The sequence below is a fragment of the Pseudomonas lundensis genome (genome assembly GCF_002269125.1).
Classification (GTDB): domain Bacteria; phylum Pseudomonadota; class Gammaproteobacteria; order Pseudomonadales; family Pseudomonadaceae; genus Aquipseudomonas; species Aquipseudomonas lundensis_A.
Window position 1 is genome coordinate 52,512 of record NZ_NQKI01000011.1, and the last position, 20,477, is coordinate 72,988.

General features: G+C 54.9%; 19 protein-coding genes. 5 read left to right on the forward strand and 14 right to left on the reverse strand.

The annotated features are described in order from the left end of the window. Positions 1-175 precede the first annotated feature (175 nt). Complete coding sequence (rlmE, locus tag CJF39_RS09310) at positions 176-826, reverse strand: 23S rRNA (uridine(2552)-2'-O)-methyltransferase RlmE (RefSeq protein ID WP_047277544.1); 651 nt, start codon at positions 824-826, stop codon at positions 176-178. Between the two features lie 107 nt (positions 827-933). On the opposite strand from rlmE, the gene yhbY reads away from it, so the two are divergent. Next, a complete protein-coding gene (yhbY, locus tag CJF39_RS09315; protein WP_094993150.1) occupies positions 934-1,242 on the forward strand; it encodes a ribosome assembly RNA-binding protein YhbY in 309 nt (102 codons plus the stop codon). A 12-nt stretch (positions 1,243-1,254) separates the two neighbouring features. Here yhbY and CJF39_RS09320 read toward each other — a convergent pair whose 3' ends face one another. From CJF39_RS09320 to grpE, 8 genes are all read right to left on the reverse strand, one after another. After that, positions 1,255-1,659, reverse strand: a complete 405-nt coding sequence (locus CJF39_RS09320; RefSeq protein ID WP_094993203.1) for an MFS transporter — start codon at positions 1,657-1,659, stop codon at positions 1,255-1,257. Positions 1,660-1,687: 28 nt separating this feature from the next. Then, positions 1,688-2,164, reverse strand: a complete 477-nt coding sequence (gene greA, locus CJF39_RS09325) for a transcription elongation factor GreA (RefSeq protein ID WP_047277680.1) — start codon at positions 2,162-2,164, stop codon at positions 1,688-1,690. 2 nt (positions 2,165-2,166) lie between these two features. Next, positions 2,167-5,388: a carbamoyl-phosphate synthase large subunit gene (gene carB / locus CJF39_RS09330; protein ID WP_094993151.1), complete on the reverse strand. Its 3,222-nt coding sequence runs from the start codon at positions 5,386-5,388 to the stop codon at positions 2,167-2,169. A 116-nt stretch (positions 5,389-5,504) separates the two neighbouring features. Next, positions 5,505-6,641: a glutamine-hydrolyzing carbamoyl-phosphate synthase small subunit gene (carA, locus tag CJF39_RS09335; RefSeq protein WP_094993152.1), complete on the reverse strand. Its 1,137-nt coding sequence runs from the start codon at positions 6,639-6,641 to the stop codon at positions 5,505-5,507. A 259-nt stretch (positions 6,642-6,900) separates the two neighbouring features. Then, positions 6,901-7,707 (reverse strand): 4-hydroxy-tetrahydrodipicolinate reductase, encoded by an 807-nt coding sequence (gene dapB / locus CJF39_RS09340; RefSeq protein ID WP_094993153.1) that lies wholly within the window; start codon positions 7,705-7,707, stop codon positions 6,901-6,903. Between the two features lie 10 nt (positions 7,708-7,717). After that, positions 7,718-8,842 carry a molecular chaperone DnaJ gene (gene dnaJ, locus CJF39_RS09345; protein WP_047277553.1) on the reverse strand — a complete coding sequence of 375 codons (1,125 nt, stop codon included), beginning with the start codon at positions 8,840-8,842 and terminating at the stop codon, positions 7,718-7,720. Positions 8,843-9,163: 321 nt separating this feature from the next. Further along, positions 9,164-11,080, reverse strand: a complete 1,917-nt coding sequence (dnaK, locus tag CJF39_RS09350; protein WP_094993154.1) for a molecular chaperone DnaK — start codon at positions 11,078-11,080, stop codon at positions 9,164-9,166. A 101-nt stretch (positions 11,081-11,181) separates the two neighbouring features. Continuing rightward, positions 11,182-11,754 carry a nucleotide exchange factor GrpE gene (grpE, locus tag CJF39_RS09355; RefSeq protein ID WP_094993155.1) on the reverse strand — a complete coding sequence of 191 codons (573 nt, stop codon included), beginning with the start codon at positions 11,752-11,754 and terminating at the stop codon, positions 11,182-11,184. A gap of 254 nt (positions 11,755-12,008) precedes the next feature. On the opposite strand from grpE, the gene recN reads away from it, so the two are divergent. After that, positions 12,009-13,691 carry a DNA repair protein RecN gene (recN, locus tag CJF39_RS09360; RefSeq protein WP_094993156.1) on the forward strand — a complete coding sequence of 561 codons (1,683 nt, stop codon included), beginning with the start codon at positions 12,009-12,011 and terminating at the stop codon, positions 13,689-13,691. Positions 13,692-13,777: 86 nt separating this feature from the next. Here recN and fur read toward each other — a convergent pair whose 3' ends face one another. Next, positions 13,778-14,191 (reverse strand): ferric iron uptake transcriptional regulator, encoded by a 414-nt coding sequence (gene fur / locus CJF39_RS09365; RefSeq protein ID WP_047277561.1) that lies wholly within the window; start codon positions 14,189-14,191, stop codon positions 13,778-13,780. A 98-nt stretch (positions 14,192-14,289) separates the two neighbouring features. Here fur and CJF39_RS09370 point away from each other — a divergent pair, with 98 nt between their 5' ends. After that, a complete protein-coding gene (locus CJF39_RS09370) occupies positions 14,290-14,811 on the forward strand; it encodes an outer membrane protein assembly factor BamE (protein ID WP_094993157.1) in 522 nt (173 codons plus the stop codon). A gap of 52 nt (positions 14,812-14,863) precedes the next feature. Here the strand turns inward: CJF39_RS09370 and CJF39_RS09375 are convergent, their stop codons facing one another. Genes CJF39_RS09375 through CJF39_RS09385 form a run of 3 tightly spaced genes read right to left on the reverse strand, consistent with a single transcriptional unit; the run spans position 14,864 to position 17,022 of the window. After that, positions 14,864-15,184, reverse strand: coding sequence for an RnfH family protein (locus CJF39_RS09375; protein WP_170942661.1), 321 nt, complete (start codon positions 15,182-15,184; stop codon positions 14,864-14,866). After that, a complete protein-coding gene (locus tag CJF39_RS09380) occupies positions 15,177-15,611 on the reverse strand; it encodes a type II toxin-antitoxin system RatA family toxin (RefSeq protein WP_094993159.1) in 435 nt (144 codons plus the stop codon). The genes CJF39_RS09375 and CJF39_RS09380 overlap by 8 nt, the downstream gene beginning before the upstream one ends. A gap of 7 nt (positions 15,612-15,618) precedes the next feature. After that, positions 15,619-17,022, reverse strand: a complete 1,404-nt coding sequence (locus CJF39_RS09385) for a sodium-dependent transporter (RefSeq protein WP_094993160.1) — start codon at positions 17,020-17,022, stop codon at positions 15,619-15,621. A 116-nt stretch (positions 17,023-17,138) separates the two neighbouring features. Here CJF39_RS09385 and smpB point away from each other — a divergent pair, with 116 nt between their 5' ends. Further along, positions 17,139-17,621, forward strand: coding sequence for an SsrA-binding protein SmpB (smpB, locus tag CJF39_RS09390; protein WP_016783457.1), 483 nt, complete (start codon positions 17,139-17,141; stop codon positions 17,619-17,621). Between the two features lie 94 nt (positions 17,622-17,715). Here smpB and CJF39_RS09395 read toward each other — a convergent pair whose 3' ends face one another. Further along, positions 17,716-18,483, reverse strand: coding sequence for a GntR family transcriptional regulator (locus CJF39_RS09395; protein ID WP_094993161.1), 768 nt, complete (start codon positions 18,481-18,483; stop codon positions 17,716-17,718). Between the two features lie 259 nt (positions 18,484-18,742). Between CJF39_RS09395 and CJF39_RS09400 the strand changes: the two genes are divergently transcribed. Beyond that, entirely contained in the window at positions 18,743-20,437 is a 1,695-nt protein-coding gene (locus CJF39_RS09400; RefSeq protein ID WP_094993162.1) for a lactate permease LctP family transporter, read from the forward strand. Positions 20,438-20,477: the final 40 nt, after the last annotated feature.

A 20,477-nucleotide genomic window follows, 5' to 3' on the forward strand; every position in this document is an offset into this window, starting at 1 on the left:
CCTCTGAAGCAAGCTCCGCTACTGAAAGCGTGCTTCGCATGATATTCACCGGCATAACTTACTACATTGCCTACAAGGCTTGCAGGCTCCGTCTGTAACCCTTTGTGAAACTTTGACTACACAATATTCGTTATGCCAGATCTGTAAAGCGATACAAATAAAACTATCGCCCTGGTCAGAGACGCTCATCGCTGGCAGAACCTTCGATACCGCGGAAGCCACGGCCCAGCAAATACTGCTCACGGGACCTGTCACGCGACGACAATGGCTTACGCATCTGTACTTTTTCGAACAGCTTTCGGATGTCTTTGTGGTACTGGTCGAAGCCTTCCCCCTGGAAGACCTTAATCAGAAAATCACCACCCGGACGCAGTACGCGCCCTGCCAGATCCAGTGCCAACTCACACAGGAACATAGCGCGAGGCATATCAACAGCTGCCAATCCACTCATATTGGGGGCCATATCTGAAATCACAAGGTCTACCTGCGTATTTCCGACGGCCTCAAGTATTTGGGCAAGCACATCGTCTTGAGTGAAGTCACCCTGAATAAAGGTCACATCAGGGATGCTGTCCATTTCAAGAATATCTGATGCGATCAAGCGCCCCTGACCGCCTATCAGACGACTGGTCACTTGTGACCATCCCCCTGGAGCTGCGCCCAGATCAATCACCGTCATACCAGGACGAATCAACCGATCCCGCTCCTGGATTTCCAGCAATTTATAGCTGGCGCGCGAACGGTATCCGTCTTTCTGCGCCATTTTTACGTAAGGATCGTTGAAATGTTCTTTCAGCCAATTCAGGCTAGTTTTGGAACGGGCCACGGGCCACCTCAAAAAATATAAACGGGTCGTGATTAACTGGGCGGTCTGGGACTCGCTCGGGTAAACTGGCCGCCGCTTTTTACAAGATCAGACACAGGGGTCAGATTATGCCGCTCACTCAAGAGCAGAAGAAACAGTACAAATCCATTGGCCACCATCTGAAACCAGTATTGACTGTGGCTGACAATGGTTTGACTGAAGGTGTTTTAGCCGAACTCGAACGCGCATTGGGCGATCACGAGCTGATTAAAATCAAAGTCAACATCCTGGATCGCGAATCTCGCCTGGCTGCCATTGCAGAACTCTGCAAAAGCGGCAAGGCAGAGCTGGTTCAGGTAATTGGCAAAATGGCGCTTCTGTACCGCAAGAATGCCAATGTAAACAAGCAACTGTCGAACATCCATCGCTTTAAGTGATGCCGACAAGGGTCAAGGGCGTGCAACGCGCGCCCTGATACTCTTGCCCGGAACAGGCTGCAGCACCAGAATCAAACCCGAAAAACCCACCACCCAGTAAAAAAACGATTGCCAGCGCAATGCCTCAGGCAGCCATAAATATCCTGCCAAGTAAAACGCGCAACCGAGCAATACCATCAGTAATAATTGCCCACGCAAGTCGCGCCACACACTTTCTACGCCTTCCACCCCGGCCAATACCAACGCCTGCACGATTGCACAGACAGCTGCAAATATCACCAGCAGCACTCCCAGCGTATTGCCGATCTCCTCGACCAGCAGCGGTGCCAATCCGATTCGGATCAGCACCGGCAATAATCCTAAATGCATCAACCACAAGCCGCCAACCCAGAATACCTGGGCTAGCTGCCAAACCAGTGCGCCCGCTTGAAGCGGGCGCCTGTTTTCAGATGTGGCGTACTTCAACAATCTCGTACTCAATCACACCGCTTGGTGTCTTTACAGCCACCACATCCCCCTCCTCCTTGGCGATCAAGGCGCGAGCAAGCGGCGACCCGACAGAGATTTTTCCGAGTTTGAAGTCAGCTTCATCTTCGCCAACGATCTGGTAGGTCACGCTTTCATCAGTTTCAACGTTAGCAATCTCCACCGTCGTACCGAAAATCACCTTCCCGGTATGCGGAATAGTCGTCACATCGATGATGACCGCGTTCTGCATGCGGCCTTCGATGTCACGAATACGCGCCTCAACCATACCTTGCTGCTCACGAGCAGCATGGTATTCAGCATTTTCCTTCAGGTCGCCCAGCTCACGCGCCGTGCCAATATCCTGGCTCAGCTTGGGACGAACAACCTTGGTGAGGTGCGCATGCTCTTCTTCCAGAGCCTTAGCGCCCTGAACCGTCATTGGGTACTTGGTTATGCTCATGCCTTCAATCCTGCGTGTAGATCCTGCAAGCGACGTACGGTTTTTTCAGGGCCGAATTTAAGCGCTTCACAGATCGCTTCGCCAGCAGCAATAGTCGTGGTGCAATAAATCTTGTGCTGCAAGGCGTTACGACGAATGGAATAAGAGTCAGCAATCGACTGACGGCCTTCAGTCGTATTGATGATCAACGTGACTTCGTCATTTTTGATCATATCGACAACGTGAGGGCGACCTTCGGTCACCTTATTGACGCGGCGTACTTTCAAGCCCGCGGCCTCGATAAATTTAGCGGTGCCAGCTGTCGAAACCACTTCAAAACCCAGCGCGATCAAGTCACGCGCAACGCCTGCCACCAAAGGCTTGTCGTCGTCACGAACGCTGATGAAAGCGGTACCGCCAGTCGGCAATACTTCGCTCGCGCCCATTTGAGCTTTGGCAAATGCTTCGCCGAATGTATCACCCACACCCATCACTTCACCGGTGGACTTCATCTCAGGGCCAAGAATCGGGTCTACACCCGGGAATTTGGCGAATGGGAATACCGCCTCCTTCACACTGTAGAAGTTAGGAATGATTTCTTTGGTGAAGCCGATTTCCTTCAGGGTCTTACCTGCCATGACGCGCGCAGCAATCATTGCCAACGAAACACCGATGCACTTGGAGACGAAAGGAACGGTACGCGAAGCGCGCGGGTTCACTTCAATCACATAGATATCTTCGCCTTGCAACGCCAGCTGAACGTTCATCAGGCCGACAACACCCAATTCCAGCGCCATCTTCTTGACCTGTTCGCGCATCTCATCTTGGATGTGCAGCGGCAGCGAATAGGGAGGCAACGAGCAAGCGGAGTCACCCGAGTGAACACCTGCCTGCTCAATGTGCTGCATGATCGCGCCGATCACTACATCAGTACCGTCGCACACTGCATCGACATCCATCTCGATGGCACAGTTGAGGAAGTGATCGAGCAGCACAGGGCTGTCGTTGGACACTTTCACGGCGTCACGCAGGTAACGCTTGAGCTCTTCTTCTTCGTAAACGATTTCCATCGCACGACCGCCCAACACGTAGGAAGGACGAACCACCAGAGGGTAACCAATCTTGCTGGCAGCACGAATGGCTTCATCTTCACTGCGTACGGTTGCGTTTGGCGGCTGACGCAGGTTCAAGCGCTCAACCATTTGCTGGAAGCGCTCGCGATCTTCAGCGCGGTCGATAGCATCCGGACTGGTGCCAATGATCGGGACGCCAGCTTCTTCAAGGGCTCGTGCCAGTTTCAGTGGAGTCTGGCCGCCGTACTGAACAATCACGCCTTTTGGCTTCTCGACCCGTACGATTTCCAGCACGTCCTCTAGCGTGACGGATTCGAAATACAGACGATCCGAAGTGTCGTAGTCCGTGGAAACAGTTTCTGGGTTGCAGTTCACCATGATGGTTTCGTAACCATCTGCGCGCAGCGCAAGTGCCGCATGCACACAGCAGTAGTCGAACTCGATACCTTGACCGATACGATTCGGGCCACCACCCAGAATGATGATTTTGTCGCGACCCGAAGGATTCGCTTCGCACTCTTCCTCATAGGTCGAGTACATGTACGCGGTGTCAGTTGCAAACTCGGCCGCGCAGGTATCAACGCGCTTGTAGACCGGGAACACTTCCAGCTTGTGACGATGGCGACGCAGGTTTTTCTCGGTAACACCCAGCAGTTTGGCCAGACGCTGATCGGAGAACCCTTTGCGCTTGAGACGATACATCATGTCGCGATCGATACTGGCCAGACCCAGCGTCTTGATCTTCTCTTCGTCCTTGATCAGGTCCTCGATCTGCACCAGGAACCAGGGATCAATCATGTTCATGCCGAAGATGTCTTCGACCGTCATGCCCGCACGGAACGCATCAGCCACATACCAGATACGCTCGGCACCAGGCACTGTCAGCTCGCGCTTGAGCACGGCCATGCTTTCCGGGTTGCTCAAATCGAGCTTTTCATCCAAGCCGCAAACGCCCACTTCAAGACCGCGCAATGCTTTTTGCAGCGACTCCTGGAAGGTCCGACCAATAGCCATCACTTCACCCACGGACTTCATCTGAGTGGTGAGTCGAGCATCAGCCTTGGCAAACTTCTCGAATGCGAAGCGAGGCATCTTGGTCACGACGTAGTCGATGGAAGGCTCGAAAGATGCAGGGGTTTTGCCGCCCGTGATTTCGTTTTGCAGCTCATCGAGGGTGTAACCAATTGCCAGCTTGGCGGCGATACGCGCAATCGGAAAGCCCGTGGCTTTTGAGGCCAGCGCCGACGAACGGGATACGCGCGGGTTCATTTCGATCACGACCATGCGGCCAGTGTCTGGGCAAATACCGAACTGCACGTTGGAGCCGCCAGTTTCAACACCGATCTCACGCAGCACCGCCAGCGAGGCGTTACGCATGATCTGGTATTCCTTGTCCGTCAAGGTCTGCGCAGGCGCAACAGTGATCGAGTCTCCGGTGTGCACACCCATCGGGTCAAAGTTCTCGATCGAGCACACGATGATGCAGTTGTCCTTTTTATCGCGGACAACTTCCATCTCGTACTCTTTCCAGCCGATCAACGACTCGTCGATCAGCAGCTCCTTGGTTGGGGACAAGTCCAGGCCACGGGAGCAGATCTCCTCAAACTCTTCACGGTTATAAGCAATACCGCCACCGGTGCCGCCCATGGTGAAGGACGGACGAATGATGCACGGGAAGCCCAGCTTCTCGAGAACAGCGTTAGCTTCTTCCATGCTATGGGCGATGCCGGAACGCGGGCAATCAAGGCCGATGGACTTCATCGCCTTATCGAAACGCGAACGGTCTTCCGCCTTGTCAATGGTGTCCGCATTGGCACCGATCATCTCTACATTGAATTTCTCCAGAACACCTTCGCGCTCCAGGTCCAATGCACAGTTAAGCGCCGTCTGCCCACCCATGGTGGGCAACAGAGCATCAGGACGCTCTTTTTCGATGATCTTGGCGACCGTTTGCCACTTGATCGGCTCAATATACGTAGCATCAGCCATATCCGGGTCGGTCATGATGGTGGCCGGGTTGGAGTTCACCAGAATGACGCGATAACCCTCTTCACGCAGGGCTTTGCACGCCTGAGCGCCAGAGTAGTCGAACTCGCAAGCCTGGCCGATAACGATCGGGCCAGCGCCGAGGATCAGGATGCTTTTTATGTCTGTACGTTTTGGCATGGGTTTGTCACTCAAATCCGCAGGTCAGTGGGCAAGCCGGTAATCTTTTCCCTGAAGCCCCCAAGGGCCGCCGGTGCTCGGGGCCGCCTTGGGCGACTTCATTCACAGGAAACGGATTAGCGGCGCTTGGCCATCTCGTTGATGAAACGGTCGAACAGCGGTGCTACGTCGTTCGGGCCCGGGCTCGCTTCAGGGTGACCCTGGAAGCTGAATGCGCTCTTGTCGGTCAGCTCAATACCCTGCAGCGTGCCATCAAAAAGCGACTTGTGAATCGCACGCACGTTGGCAGGCAAAGTGGCTTCATCCACCGCAAAACCGTGGTTCTGACTGGTGATCATCACAACACCCGTATCCAGATCCTGAACCGGGTGGTTGGCGCCATGGTGACCATGACCCATTTTCACGGTCTTGGCACCGGAGGCCAACGCCAGCAGCTGATGACCCAGGCAGATACCGAAAACCGGAATCTCGGTGGTCAGCACCTCTTGAATGGCCTTGATTGCATAGTCACAAGGCTCTGGATCGCCTGGGCCGTTGGACAGGAACACCCCATCCGGATTCAACGCCAGAACATCGCTGGCCGGGGTCTGAGCGGGCACGACCGTCACGCGGCAACCGCGCTCCACCAGCATGCGCAGGATGTTCCACTTCACGCCATAGTCGTAGGCAACGACGTGGTAAGGAAGCTCAGAGGCATCCAGGGTCGGGTGGCTGTCGGTCGCAAGATTCCAGACGCTGGAGCGCCACTCGTAGGCCTTCTCGGTGCTGACGACTTTCGCCAGGTCCATGCCCTTCAGGCCCGGGAAACCTCGTGCTGCTGCAATGGCAGCTTCGTCCGAAATATTGTCACCCGCCATGATGCAACCGTTCTGCGAGCCTTTCTCACGCAGAATACGGGTCAGGCGACGTGTATCAATGCCTGCAATCGCCACAACGTTGTTGGCTTTCAGGTAATCCGACAACGACATCGTGTTGCGCCAGTTGCTAGCAACCAAAGGCAAATCACGAATAACCAGACCTGCGGACCAGACACGATCAGACTCGGCATCCTCCGGTGTAGTACCGGTATTGCCTACATGCGGGTAAGTCAGGGTAACAATTTGCTGAGCGTAGGAAGGATCGGTAAGGATTTCCTGATAGCCGGTCATTGCGGTGTTAAAAACGACCTCACCAACGGTTTGACCGTCAGCTCCAATGGCTTCGCCGCGAAAAATGCTGCCATCAGCAAGGGCGAGTATGGCTTGCTTAGTCAAGAAGACCTCCCGTAAATAAAACCTGAAAGGGCGATCGCAGGTTGTAAAAAAGCGGAGTGACGTATGGACACGTCACCCCGCTTTTTCATCGAATAATCTGCGCGCTTTTAGTGGACACACTAAAGCTGTAGGTTACAGAAAAATGCTTTTTTGGTCTACCGCTAAAACGCCTAAAAGGCTCGAGATTGCGACAGGACATCGCTTAGCAGTTAAAAATCCGGCGGCGGACGCACCAGCCGCCGGATTTTACAGGGAGCGATCAACGCAGGTCGAGAACATCCTGCATGTCGTAGAGACCAGGCTCACGCCCGTCCAGCCACAACGCAGCCCGAACCGCGCCCTTAGCAAAGGTCATACGACTGGAGGCCTTATGGGTAATTTCGAGTCGCTCGCCTTCAGTCGCAAACAGTACCGTGTGATCACCGACCACATCACCGCCACGCACCGTTGCAAAGCCAATGGTTTCGCGTTCACGAGCGCCGGTATGACCTTCGCGACCGTAGACCGCGACTTTCTCCAAATCACGCCCCAATGCATCCGCAATCACTTCACCCATGCGCAGCGCAGTCCCCGAAGGCGCATCGATCTTATGACGATGGTGCGCCTCAATGATTTCAATATCCGCATCATCACCCATCACGCGCGCCGCCATATCAAGCAGCTTGAGCGAGAGATTGACGCCAACACTGAAGTTCGCGGCAAAGACCATCGGAATGTCTTGACCCGCTTCGGACAACTGTTGCTTTTGAGACTGAGTCAGCCCAGTCGTACCAATCACCATGGCTTTGCCTGAACGACGGCAAATTTCCAGGTTTTTCAGCATGACCTCCGGCAACGTGAAGTCGATCAACACATCAAACTCGTCAATGACCGCCTCCAGACTGGAGGACAACGGCACACCGATCCGCCCAAGAGAAGCCAACTCGCCAGCATCAGCACCCACCAACGTGCTCCCCGGACGAACGATCGCCGCAGTAAGACCACCCAGCGGCGAGCGCTGTTGCACGGCATCAACCAGTGTCTTGCCCATGCGCCCGGCAGCGCCCATCACAGCAATACGTCGCATGACCTGCCCCTTACAAATCGCCGAAGAAGCGTTTCACGCCTTCAAACCAGCCTGTGGCATTCGGCGAATGACTGCTATCACCTTCGAGGGTAGTTCGGAACTCTTCCATCAGCTCGCGCTGGCGACGACTCAATTTGACAGGCGTTTCAACCACAACGCGACACATCAAATCACCGGCACCACCACCACGCACTGGCGCAACACCCTTGCCGCGCAGGCGGAACTGCTTGCCGGTCTGAGTACCTTCCGGAATTTTCAGCTTGACCCGACCATCCAGCGTCGGCACTTCAAGCTCAGCACCTAGCGCGGCATCTGCCACGCTGATTGGCACTTCGCAGAAGAGATGCTTGCCATCGCGCTGAAAAATCGCGTGCTCGCGCACATCGATCACCACATAAAGGTCGCCGGTAGGGCCACCTTGAACGCCCGCCTCACCTTCACCGGAAAGACGAATACGGTCACCTGTATCCACGCCAGCAGGCACTTTTACAGAAAGGGTTTTGTACTCTTCTACACGACCCGCACCGTGACAACTGTCGCAAGGGTCGGAGATGATCTTGCCTTGGCCATGACAGCGCGGACAAGTCTGCTGCACAGCAAAGAAACCCTGCTGCATGCGAACTTGACCAATGCCGCCACACGTCGGGCACGTGACGGGCGATGAACCCTTCTTGGCTCCCGAGCCATCGCACGGCTTGCAATTAACTTGCGTCGGAACACGGATATTGACGGTTGTACCGCGAACAGCCTCTTCCAGGTCCAGCTCCAGCGTATAGCGCAAATCGCTACCGCGCTGAGCACCACCCCGGGAGCCGCCACGACCACCACCAAAGAAATCACTGAACACATCCCCGAAAATATCGGAGAAATTCTGCCCACCAAAACCACCACCGCCGCCACCCATCTGCGGGTCTACGCCAGCATGGCCATACTGATCGTAAGCAGCACGCTTGCTTGAATCCGAGAGGACTTCATAGGCCTCATTGGCCTCTTTGAAAAGCTCTTCAGAAGCCTTGTCGTCTGGATTGCGATCCGGGTGATGCTTCATTGCTAAACGGCGATAAGCTTTTTTCAGCTCTACCTCGGTAGAGGTGCGCTCAACACCCAAAATTTCGTAATAGTCGCGCTTTGCCATAATTCTTTGCACTCTCAAGGACGTTCGGCAAAACCCTCCCGAGCCTCACCAAACCCGCCAAGCCCGATAGAGATCAGTCTCGACTCACGTCTTTTTCAACGATTTTGGTTTCTGATTAACAGCCAATGCGTTGGCCGACAGGAGCGGTAACTACAGGCCGAAATACAAGAAGGTTTCGAGCCAGACCGCCAGCACCCGACCTTGTCGCATGCTGTAAAAATTCTTCAACTCCAGACACGCCAACGCGGGAGCTAGCTCCCGCGCGGCGACATCCTACCAGTCACCGCATGTGCACGGTCAACCGGCCGACAAACAAGCTAATTACTTGTTGTCTTTTACTTCTTCAAACTCAGCGTCGACAACGTCGTCAGCTTTTTCAGCCGAGTCAGCTGGCTTGGACGCAGCGTCCGCAGGGTTCGCTTGCTCGGCGTACATCTTCTGAGCAACCGGAGCCGACACCTTGGACAGCTCTTCAACCTTGGCGTCGATAGCGGCTTTGTCATCGCCCTTAACAGCAGCTTCAAGAGCAACTACAGCGGCTTCGATCGCTGCTTTCTCTTCCTCGGTAACCTTGTCGCCAGCATCAGCGATCATTTTACGAGTCGAGTGAACCAGCGCGTCGCCCTGGTTACGTGCAGCGGCCAGCTCTTCGAACTTGCGGTCTTCTTCAGCGTTGACCTCAGCATCACGCACCATCTGAGCAATCTCTTCCTCGGACAGACCCGAGTTAGCCTTGATCACGATGGACTGAGACTTGCCAGTCGCCTTGTCTTTCGCACTTACGTTCAAAATGCCGTTGGCATCGATATCGAAAGTCACTTCGATCTGAGGCACGCCACGTGGAGCTGGTGGAATGTCAGCCAGGTCGAATTTACCCAACGACTTGTTCTGAGCCGCTTGCTTACGCTCACCTTGAAGCACGTGAATGGTTACCGCGCCCTGGTTATCGTCTGCAGTCGAGAACACTTGCGATTTCTTGGTAGGAATCGTGGTGTTTTTCTCGATCAGAGGCGTCATCACGCCGCCCATGGTTTCGATACCCAACGTCAGCGGGCTTACGTCCAGCAACAGTACGTCTTTAACATCACCCGCCAAAACCGCGCCCTGAATAGCAGCACCCATGGCAACCGCTTCGTCCGGGTTCACGTCTTTACGTGCTTCTTTGCCAAAGAACTCAGTTACCAGCTTCTGCACCAATGGCATACGGGTCTGACCACCAACCAGAATGACATCGTTGATAGCACCCACATCAATGCCGGCATCTTTCAACGCCAGACGGCAAGGCTCGATTGTGCGCTGAACCAGATCTTCAACCAGCGATTCCAACTTGGCGCGAGAGATCTTCACGTTCAAGTGCTTAGGACCAGTGGCATCTGCAGTGATGTAAGGCAGATTCACGTCAGTCGACTGGCTCGAAGACAGTTCGATTTTGGCTTTTTCAGCAGCTTCTTTCAGACGCTGCATCGCCAGCGGGTCACCTTTGAGGTTCATGCCGCTTTCTTTCTTGAACTCGTCAACCAGGTAGTCGATCAGACGGATATCGAAGTCTTCACCACCCAGGAACGTGTCACCATTGGTTGCCAGCACTTCAAACTGATGCTCGCCATCAACTTCAGCAATTTCAATTACCGACACGTCGAATGTACCGCCACCCAAGTCATAAACGATGACAGTGTGGTCGCCCTTCGCTTTGTCCATACCGTAAGCCAGAGCAGCTGCGGTAGGTTCGTTGATGATGCGTTTTACGTCCAGACCAGCAATACGGCCCGCGTCTTTGGTTGCCTGACGCTGGCTGTCGTTGAAGTAAGCCGGAACGGTAATAACCGCTTCAGTCACTGGCTCGCCGAGGTAGTCTTCGGCGGTTTTCTTCATTTTTTTCAGAATTTCAGCCGAAATTTGTGGCGGAGCCATTTTTTGGCCGTTCACTTCAACCCAAGCATCGCCATTGTCTGCCTTGACGATTTTGTAAGGCACCATCTGGATGTCTTTCTGTACAACTTCTTCATCAAAACGACGACCGATCAGACGCTTCACCGCGTACAGGGTGTTATGCGGATTGGTCACTGCCTGACGCTTGGCCGACTGGCCAACCAAAATTTCGCCGTCGTTGGCGTACGCAATGATCGAAGGCGTAGTACGCGCGCCTTCTGCGTTTTCAATCACTTTGGCCTTGCCGTTTTCCAGAACAGACACACACGAGTTGGTGGTGCCCAAGTCAATACCGATAATTCTGCCCATGTTAACTCTCCCTAAATTTGAATTTTTTTGCCGCAGCAGTAATGACCAACTGCGGCATTACTTAAACGCTTGACTTCTAAATGGGGGCCTTGCGACCGATTTCAAGCCTGCTCATCAATTGAAGGCGAAACCGGTGCCGGCGCCGGCGCCTTGCTTACCACGACCATCGCCGGGCGCAACAAGCGGCCATTGAGTTGATAACCCTTTTGGAACACCTTAAGAACGCTATTGGGCTCAACGTCAGCACTTTCTTGCATGGCCATCGCCTGATGATGCTCGGCATTGAACGGTTCGCCGTGCGGATCAATGGCCTCCAGCTGATAACGCTTCAGGGTGTCCTGGAACATTTTGAGCGTCAGCTCGATACCTTCACGCATCGGTCGAATGCTCTCGTCATCAGGGCTCGACAGTTCAAGCCCACGTTCCAGGCTGTCGATCACTGGCAACAGATCGCCAGCAAATTTTTCCAGAGCAAATTTATGTGCTTTCTCAACGTCCTGCTCGGCACGGCGGCGGACGTTCTGCAGATCGGCAGCTACACGCAGAGCCTGATCATTGGCGGCTGCCAGTTGCTCTTCAAGCACCTGCACACGGGCTACCAGATCTTCGCCTGATGCATCGGCGGCCTGATTAGCATCTTGGTTCTGCGTATCCATAGTCTGTTCGTCTGCCATAGATTTCTCCTTTCAAACTTTGTCCGCGAATTCAAGTTCGCGCTTGTGCCAAGGTATATGGGGTCGCAATTCTCAGGTTCAAGAGCCAGAAAAACGGAAGGTATGAGTTATCTCAATCAAGCGCACGCTCTACCAAAAAACCAAACGACCTAAAAAATAGCAAATGCGGTGTAAATCGAACTAAGCCTGCCCATTGTCAGTCCGCCCAAAAACACTGTATAAATAACCAGACATTACGTTTTGGAGCGGCCCCCATGCTGGTGCACCTGTCCGTACACAACTACGCCATCGTTGAACATCTCGATCTGGAACTCGATCGCGGTATGAGTGTAATCACTGGCGAAACCGGCGCCGGCAAATCGATCATGCTCGATGCCCTGGGATTAACGCTGGGCGACCGCGCGGACAGTGGCGTCGTGCGTCCTGGCGCAGACAAGGCAGACATTCTCGCCACTTTCGATTTGCAAGAAATCCCCGAAGCACAAGCATGGCTGGCCGAACGGGATCTCGAGAATGACGGCCCCTGCATTCTGCGGCGAGTCATTACCAGCGAGGGACGTTCCCGTGGCTATATCAACGGCACGCCTTGTCCACAAGGCGACCTCAAAGCCCTTGGCGAGCTGTTGATCGACATTCATAGCCAACATGAACATCAATCGCTGCTAAAACCCGAAACACACCGTCGGTTGCTTGATGAATTTGCAGGCGCGACCGACTTGGCCCGACAGGTACAGCTCGCGGCACAACGCTGGCGTCAAAGCAAACAAGAATTTGAGCATCTTTCCAACTCTGGCGATGAGCAGCAAGCTCGCCATCAGTTGCTCAGCTATCAACTCGAAGAGCTAGACAGCCTGGCGCTTGCTGAAAATGAGCTGGAAGAGCTGGAGCAGGAACACAAAAGCCTTACCAATGCCGAAGCTTTACTTTCAATTTGCCGCCAAGTGGTCGAGCAATGCAGTGAAAGCGACTCCGGCAATGTGCTTAACACGCTCACCGGCAGCCTCAATCGCTTGGCCAGTGTCAACAACAATACCAGCGCACTGAACGAAGCTTCTGATTTGCTTGCCAGTGCCCAGATCCAGGTTGAAGAAGCAGTCGGTGAGCTGAATCGCTTTCTCGACCACTTCGATGCTGACCCGCGTCGCCTGCAATATTTGGAGGAGCGTCTCGACTCCATCTATACCATGGCACGCAAACATCGCGTTCAACCTGCCGAGGTCTATGCCCTGCAACAAAAATTGATGGATGAGCTGGAAACGCTGAACGCCAATGATGAATCCATCGAAAGGCTGGCCACTGAGCTGACAGCGTTTGCACGTCATTATCAAGAATGCGCGCGTGAACTCAGCAACATTCGCACTCAGGCCGCTACGCGCCTGGGCAGCGCTGTAGAAGAAGAAATTCAGCGCCTCGGCATGCCGGGAGGTCGTTTCGTCATTGAATTAAAGCCGCAAAACAGTACCGACCCACAGCCTTTCGGCCTGGAACACGTCGAACTGCTGGTCAGCGCAAACCCCGGACAGCCGCTCAAAGCGCTGGCCAAAGTAGCGTCTGGCGGTGAACTGTCACGTATCAGCTTGGCTATTCAGGTAATCACCGCGCAAACCTCACGCGTTCCGACTCTGGTCTTCGACGAAGTGGACGTGGGTATTGGCGGCCCTACAGCCGAGATTGTAGGTCAACTGCTACGCCGCCTCGGCGACCGCGGTCAAGTCTTGACCGTCACACACTTGCCTCAAGTCGCTGCGCAGTGCCACCAGCATCTTTTCGTGCACAAAGTTAGGGACAGCGAGGCTACGCGTACAGCGGTATCCAAACTGAGTCAAAAAGAGCGCGTGGAAGAGGTTGCGCGCATGCTGGGCGGCATCGATCTGACCAAAGAGTCTTTGGCGCACGCGAAGAAAATGGTCGTATCAGCAAAAAATCAGGCAGCTTAACGACGAACGGTCATCCCACAGAAAGCACGAAGGCGACCCTTGGGTCGCCTTCGATCGTTTCACGAACCTGAATTCGCGTGCCTTGCTTACTTGGTTTTCTTACGTACGTAGAGAACCAAGTTGTGATCCACCAGCTCAACGCCATGTTTCTCGGCGATTGCGTGCTGCAGCTTCTCGATGTCTTCATCGAAAAACTCAATCACTTCTCCGCTTTCAACGTTGACCATATGGTCGTGGTGGCCACCGTCAGCATCTGCTAACTCGAACACCGCATGACCGCCATCGAAATTGTGGCGAATCACCAGCCCGGCGGACTCGAACTGGGTCAGCACACGATAAACCGTGGCCAGACCGACGTCCTCGCCTGCCTGCATAAGCGCCTTGTAAACGTCTTCGGCACTCATGTGACGCTGATCAGCAGAATCAAGCATTTGTAGAATTTTGACTCGCGGCAGAGTCACCTTAAGTCCGGCCTTACGTAGTTCGCTATTTTCAACCATGGTTAGCTTTCTCGCGGAAGCCGCTTCGCAGCTTCTCTTAATACGGGTATGATCGGCGTTTACGTTGTCCCAGCCAAGATAGTGGAAGTCGCCCACCGATGCAAAACACCAAGCTCTTGCTAACCAGTTTCACCTTTGTGGGACTGCTCGCACTCGCCGGTTGTTCATTCCCCGGGGTTTACAAAATCGACATCCAGCAGGGCAATGTCGTCACGCAGGACATGATAAACCAGTTACGCCCGGGAATGACCCGCCGGCAAGTGCGGTTTATCATGGGGAACGCCCTGCTGACCGATACATTCCATCCGGATCGTTGGGATTATTTGTATAGCCTCCAACCAGGCGGCGGTGAACGCCAACAGGAACGCGTCAGCGTGTTCTTCAATGAAAACGACCAGCTCGTCAGCTTGTCAGGCGACTTCATGCCTGGCGTCAGCAAAGACGAAGCCATTCTCGGCAAAGACGGCGGCGCAAATGTGACCACGCCGGCTGCTCCAACCGAGAAGAGTGAGGTCCCGGCCAAGCCTGGATCGTTGCTGGATCAAATCCAGAAGGATGTCGACGGGGTCGAAACAGTGCCTGTCCCGACTCCAGAACCTCTGGATACAACCGAACAATAAGCGTTCGGTACAAAAAAGCCCGGCGTGCCGGGCTTTTTGTTGTCGGCGAAAACTATGAGGAAGGGTTAAGGCGCTTGGCCTCTGCCGCTCTCGCAGCACGTTGACGACGAATTTCTTTGGGATCAGCCACAAGCGGTCGATAAATTTCCACTCGATCACCGGCTTCCAACACTCGGTCTTCAGGGGCATTAATTTGTTTACCGAAGATTCCAACCGGGCAATTTGCCAAATCAAGTTCCGGGAACGCTTCACTCAAGCCCGACGCTAAAACGGCTGAGCGCACGCTGGTGCCTTTAGCAACAGTCAGCGCCAGTAGACGCTGTCGCTCGACCGAAGCGTACACCACCTCAATTGCAATCATAGACTCAGCCATACAGTTGCTTGGCGCGTTGGCAGAACGCATCCACCAAGGTGTTGGCCGCCTGATTGAACAAGGGTCCCAGTGTGGCTTTGACTAGCGCGCCCGCGTAGTCAAACGTCATGTCCAGGCTGATCTTGCAGGCTTTTTCGCCCAACGGTTTGAAGACCCACACACCATGCAGCTTGGTGAACGGCCCCTCCTCCAGGTTCATCTCGATCGACTGGCCCGGCACCAGCGTATTGCGCGTCACAAAGTGCTGGCTCAAGCCGCCCTTTGCCACGCCCAGACTGGCGCGCATGAGCACCTCCGTACGTTCAAGGATCTCGGCCGAGGAGCACCACGGCAAAAACTCGGGGTACTTGGCCACATCATTGACCAAGTCATACAAAGCCTGCGCGGGATAAGGCAACAAGGCGGAGCGTTGAATATGGGTAGTCATGTCAGCGTTACTTCCACAGCTGGGCGGCAAACACGATCAGGATGCCGAGTGGCGCCACATAGCGCATCAAAAAAAGAGTCAAGGCGAACAACACCGGGCTGCGCATCGACAACTCGTCGCGAACCGCACCACGGCCCATGATCCAGCCCGCAAAGACTACGAAACACAGTCCACCCAAAGGCAGCATGATACGCGAGGTGAGGAAATCGACGACACCAAAGAAGTCAAGACCATGCTCCGCACCCCATTGGTAGAGGCGAAAACCGGATTCTTCGTTCACGAAAAATTTGGCCTGCTTCCAGATATTGAACGAGAACACCGTACCCAATCCGACAAACCAGCAACTGAACGCCAGCCAGAAAGTGACCCACAAACGACGGATTTTGGTTCGCTCTACCAGATAAGCCACCATTGGTTCGAGCAGGGAAATGGCCGAACTCCAGGCCGCAACAGCCACCAGCACAAAAAACACCACCCCCATCAATTGGCCAAACGCCACGTTGCCAAACGCAAAAGGCAACGTGACAAACATCAGTCCCGGTCCTTCACTGGGGTTCAAACCCGATGCAAACACAATTGGAAACAATGCCAGCCCAGCGAGCAATGAGACAAACGTATCGATCAACGCCACGCCTACAACCGTCCCTGATATCGACGCATTCTTCGGCATATAAGCACCGTAGATCATGATCGAACCCACACCCACACTGAGGGAAAAAAACGCATGCCCCATCGCGGCGAGCAAACCGTCCATCACGCGATCAGGGTTGAAGTCGAACATAAAATGCACGCCTTCCATGAAATGCCCGGTGGTCATGCTGTACCCGAGCAACACCAACAGCAGCACAAACAGAATCGGCATCATGATGCGCAAACTGCGCTCAAGCCCAGCCACTACGCCTTTGGCAATCACATAGGCAGAAAGCAACATAAACGCGGTATGCCAGAAGGTCAGCCGCCACGGATCAGCGATGACGTGACCGAAATACGCCCCCACCTGATCGGCCGTCGCGCCCTGAAAATCGCCCTTGCCCATATTGAGGATGTAATCCAGCGACCAACCGCCGACCACACTGTAAAAAGATAGAATCAGTAATGCCGTAATCATCCCGGCGAAAGCCCACCAAGACCATCGCGCCGAATGGCCTGCCTCCACCGCCAGTACCTTCAAGGCATTTGCCGGACTAAGCCGCGCGCGCCGCCCGATCAACGTTTCAGCCAGCATGACCGGGACACCGATCAGCGCGATACAGGCCAAAAACACCAGCACAAACGCACCACCCCCATAGACGCCAACCATGTAGGGGAATTTCCAGATACTGCCCAAACCCACGGCAGAACCGGTCGCAGCGAGAATAAAGACCCAACGGCTTGCCCAACTGCCGTGGACAGAAACCTTGTCTGTCGACATCGTTACTACGCCCAACCGATAAAAAAGAGGGCGCATTGTCCGGGATTCAACCTACGCGCTCAAGCACGCAGGTGCCCGTAGCCGACTTGCTCGCAACTGCCTATAATGCCGCCCCTATGGCTAAACAGAAGAAACACCCCACAGGGACCATCGCGCAGAACAAAAAGGCGCGACACGATTACTTCATCGAACATCGGTTCGAGGCTGGTCTGGTCCTGGCCGGCTGGGAAGTAAAAAGTCTGCGTGCAGGCAAGGCACAGTTAGTCGACAGCTACGTGCTTCTCAAGGACGGTGAAGCCTGGTTGCTCGGCAGCCACATCGCCCCACTGACGACCGCCAGCACGCACGTTATTGCCGACCCGACGCGCAGCCGCAAACTGCTGCTCAACAAGCGCGAGCTTGAAAAGCTGTTTGCCTCGGTGCAGCAGAAGGGTTACGCCTGCGTCTGCCTCTCGCTTTACTGGAGCAAACACTTGATCAAGTGTGAAATTGCCCTGGGTAAAGGCAAGAAGGAATACGACAAGCGTCATACCGAACGCGAGCGCGACTCCGATCGCGAGCTGCAACGCGCGGTACGCAACAAAGGCAAGGAAGACTAACCCTCTTCGACTGCCTACCAGCTCGCGATGGGCCCAACCCGACTATCAGGGTGACCTCAATCGCGAGCGTTGTTGTTGCTGAAGGTTTTACCCCTTACAAACCATTGCGCCGCTCAGCACGCGCTGTGCGCTGAACTTCCTGACGTACCTCCTCCAAGACTTCCTGCACATACATCAGATGCCGACTGGACACCTCTCGTGCATCCTCAGCCCGCCCTTCAATAATCGCCAGGTACAATTCGCGATGTTGACTGATGAGCATGTCTCGCGTTTCGCTGCGCTGCTTGTACATCCCGCCGATATTGGTCACCACGTTGCGCTTGAGCAAATCAAACAACCCACGAATCGTGTGTAACAACACCGCGTTATGGCTCGCCTCGGCAATCGCCAAGTGAAAACTCGCGTCAGCCTCGCCCTCTTCGGCACGACTGACCTCATCGACCCGCGTGTAGCAATCTTGCAACCGTTCAAACGCTATGCGCAGACGCTCACGGTCCACGTCCGTGGCACGTAGGGCGGCATAAAACGCGCAGGACGCTTCCAGCGTATGCCGAAACTCCAACAAGTCGCGTTGCGCCTCGGGGTTGCTTTCAAGCAGTTGCAACAAGGGGTCACTGAAGGTCGACCCCAGTGACGTCGCGACATAATTGCCACCACCCTGGCGACTGACCAGCAACCCCTTGGCCGACAATTTTTGGATCGCTTCGCGCAACGACGGGCGCGACACCCCGAATTGTTCAGCCAACGCACGCTCGGCCGGTAAGCGCTCGCCCGACTTCAACGTGCCCTCAAGGATCATGCCCTCAAGCTGCTCGACAATATCGTCAGACAAACGGCGCTGACGAATCTGATCAAACCCCATAACTCTCTCCACCCTCCCGACCACACGCCGGAGGCCGCCATTCTCGCTGATTAGCGCACTTCAGACACCTGCCAGACGCAAACGCAAACACCCCATCAGATGCCATGGCAACGTTTTGTCAGACAAAAGATTTAGGGCGGCAAATTGACACATCCCTCATAAGGCTTTTAACCTAGCCGACAGCGGTTGTAAATTGGTAATACCAATTAGCCAAGCGCGACCAGCAGCAACGACCAATAACAATTAGGGGCCACCCCATATGCAAACCTGGCAACAGCTCTATAGTCCGCTCGGCAGCCTCGGCCTGTCCGCACTCGCCGCCGTCGTCCCGATCGTATTCTTCTTTCTGGCTCTGGCCGTGTTCCGTCTCAAAGGGCACGTCGCCGGCAGCATCACCCTTGCTCTGTCGATTCTGGTGGCGATTTTCGCCTTCCAGATGCCTGTCGACATGGCCTTCGCAGCAGCGGGCTATGGATTTGCCTACGGCCTCTGGCCAATTGCATGGATCATCGTTGCCGCGGTGTTCCTCTACAAACTCACCGTAAAAAGCGGTCAATTCGAAATTATCCGCAGCTCCGTCCTGTCGATCACCGATGACCAGCGCCTGCAAGTGCTGTTGATTGGCTTCTGCTTCGGCGCGTTCCTTGAAGGTGCAGCCGGTTTCGGTGCCCCGGTCGCGATTACTGCCGCGCTGCTGGTTGGCCTGGGGTTCAACCCGCTGTACGCCGCGGGCCTGTGCCTGATCGCCAACACCGCACCGGTCGCGTTCGGCGCGCTGGGCATTCCGATCATCGTGGCGGGTCAAGTAACGGGCATCGACGCCTTCAAAATCGGCGCCATGGCCGGTCGTCAACTGCCGCTGCTGTCACTGTTCGTACCATTCTGGCTGGTGTTCATGATGGACGGCCTGCGTGGCGTGCGCGAAACCTGGCCTGCAGCACTGGTGGCCGGTCTGAGTTTCGCCGTGACCCAGTACTTCACCTCCAACTTCATTGGCCCCGAGCTGCCGGACATCACCTCAGCCCTCGCCAGCCTGGTCAGCCTGACCCTGTTTCTGAAAGTCTGGCAGCCTAAACGTACCGCAGGTGCGCAGATTGCGGGCGTCACTTCGGACGTTATCGTGACTGCCAGCGCAGGTGGTTTCGGCAAACCAAGCAACCTGCTGGCATCGCCTTACAGCCTGATGCAAATTCTGAAAGCGTGGTCCCCATTCCTGATCCTGACCGTGCTGGTCACCATCTGGACACTAAAACCGTTCAAGGCCATGTTCTCGCCAGGCGGCGCGATGTACGGCTGGGTGTTCAACTTTGCGATCCCGCACCTCGACCAACTGGTGATCAAAACGGCTCCAATCGTCAATGCACCGACCGCCATTGCTGCCGTGTTCAAACTCGACCCGATATCCGCGACCGGCACTGCGATTTTCTTCTCGGCGCTAATCTCGATGCTGGTGTTGAAAATCGACGTCAAGACTGGTCTGACCACTTTGAAAGAGACATTCTTCGAACTGCGCTGGCCAATCTTGTCCATCGGCATGGTGCTGGCCTTCGCTTTCGTCACCAATTACTCGGGCATGTCCTCGACCATGGCACTTGTATTGGCCGGTACGGGCGCTGCCTTCCCGTTCTTCTCGCCGTTTCTTGGCTGGCTGGGTGTATTCCTGACAGGCTCCGACACGTCGTCCAACGCCCTGTTCAGCTCGCTGCAAGCCACCACCGCGCACCAGATCGGTGTCAGCGATACCTTGATGGTGGCCGCCAACACCAGCGGCGGCGTAACCGGAAAAATGATCTCACCGCAGTCGATCGCCGTCGCCTGTGCGGCAACCGGCCTGGTGGGTAAAGAATCCGACTTGTTCCGCTTCACCCTGAAACACAGCCTGTTTTTCGCCACCATTGTGGGGTTGATCACACTGGCTCAAGCCTACTGGTTCACCGGCATGCTGGTGCACTAATAGGTCTATGGTTATCGCACGTTAAAATCGCCGGGGTACG

Bases quoted from the DNA above. Each gene is read 5' to 3' on its own strand.
- CJF39_RS09380 (WP_094993159.1), bottom strand. From the start codon at position 15,611: ATGACTACCCATATTCAACGCTCCGCCTTGTTGCCTTATCCCGCGCAG.
- fur (WP_047277561.1), bottom strand. From the start codon at position 14,191: ATGGTTGAAAATAGCGAACTACGTAAGGCCGGACTTAAGGTGACTCTG.
- yhbY (WP_094993150.1), top strand. From the start codon at position 934: ATGCCGCTCACTCAAGAGCAGAAGAAACAGTACAAATCCATTGGCCAC.
- CJF39_RS09370 (WP_094993157.1), top strand. From the start codon at position 14,290: ATGCAAAACACCAAGCTCTTGCTAACCAGTTTCACCTTTGTGGGACTG.
- recN (WP_094993156.1), top strand. From the start codon at position 12,009: ATGCTGGTGCACCTGTCCGTACACAACTACGCCATCGTTGAACATCTC.
- carB (WP_094993151.1), bottom strand. From the start codon at position 5,388: ATGCCAAAACGTACAGACATAAAAAGCATCCTGATCCTCGGCGCTGGC.
- dnaK (WP_094993154.1), bottom strand. From the start codon at position 11,080: ATGGGCAGAATTATCGGTATTGACTTGGGCACCACCAACTCGTGTGTG.
- CJF39_RS09400 (WP_094993162.1), top strand. From the start codon at position 18,743: ATGCAAACCTGGCAACAGCTCTATAGTCCGCTCGGCAGCCTCGGCCTG.
- dapB (WP_094993153.1), bottom strand. From the start codon at position 7,707: ATGCGACGTATTGCTGTGATGGGCGCTGCCGGGCGCATGGGCAAGACA.
- CJF39_RS09375 (WP_170942661.1), bottom strand. From the start codon at position 15,184: ATGGCTGAGTCTATGATTGCAATTGAGGTGGTGTACGCTTCGGTCGAG.
- CJF39_RS09385 (WP_094993160.1), bottom strand. From the start codon at position 17,022: ATGTCGACAGACAAGGTTTCTGTCCACGGCAGTTGGGCAAGCCGTTGG.
- dnaJ (WP_047277553.1), bottom strand. From the start codon at position 8,842: ATGGCAAAGCGCGACTATTACGAAATTTTGGGTGTTGAGCGCACCTCT.
- CJF39_RS09395 (WP_094993161.1), bottom strand. From the start codon at position 18,483: ATGGGGTTTGATCAGATTCGTCAGCGCCGTTTGTCTGACGATATTGTC.
- grpE (WP_094993155.1), bottom strand. From the start codon at position 11,754: ATGGCAGACGAACAGACTATGGATACGCAGAACCAAGATGCTAATCAG.
- smpB (WP_016783457.1), top strand. From the start codon at position 17,139: ATGGCTAAACAGAAGAAACACCCCACAGGGACCATCGCGCAGAACAAA.